General features: G+C 47.0%; 1 protein-coding gene. It reads left to right on the top strand.

Translation table 11 applies throughout. The features are described 5' to 3' along the window. A partial coding sequence (locus R8N28_RS27400; RefSeq protein WP_318183940.1) for an SLC13 family permease occupies positions 1-761 on the top strand: 761 nt, incomplete at both ends.

Genomic DNA, 761 nt, shown 5'->3' with positions numbered 1-761 from the left:
GCTAAATTGCTGGTGTGTTTTTTAATTCCGCTCGGTGTTTTGATGATGCCGATTGATGCTATTCCCATTGATGATCTCACTTTAATTCAGCATCGCTTGTTGGCCATTTTTCTTCTTGCTGCCCTACTTTGGGTTCTTGAGCCGGTTCCCGTTTTTGCTACGTCCATTCTTATTATCGCTCTCGAACTGATCATGATTTCTGACAAAGGCTTGCATCTGTTTCGCAATCCACCACCAGGGCACGATCTTGGCGAGCTGATCAACTACACTGATATCTTCTCTGCCTTTTCGTCACCAATCATTATTCTTTTTATGGGCGGCTTCGCATTAGCGATTGCCGCCTCTAAGTATGAGCTCGACAACAACCTCGCTCGCGTGTTGCTTAAACCGTTTGGCAACCAGCCCAAATTCATCATGCTCGGACTGATGTTGATCACCGCGGTGTTTTCCATGTTCATGTCCAATACCGCAACAACGGTCATGATGTTAGCGCTACTTGGCCCTATTGTGGCGTCAGCACCGAAAGGTGACTTAGGCATTAAAGCACTGGTTTTGTGTATTCCAATAGCCGCCAATACGGGTGGTATTGCGACGCCAATAGGTACGCCACCGAACGCCATCGCACTGCAATATCTCACTGGAGAAAACACCATCGACTTCCTCTCATGGATGATGATGGGCTTACCTTTTGTCTTAGTGCAATTGACCATCGCTTGGTTCTTACTGCAAAAGCTGTTCCCATCGAGCGAGCCAGAAATGAA

The organism is Vibrio sp. Vb1554, from assembly GCF_033344235.1.
Note: the sequence above shows the minus strand (reverse complement) of the source record. Positions and strands in the feature narration are given on the sequence as shown.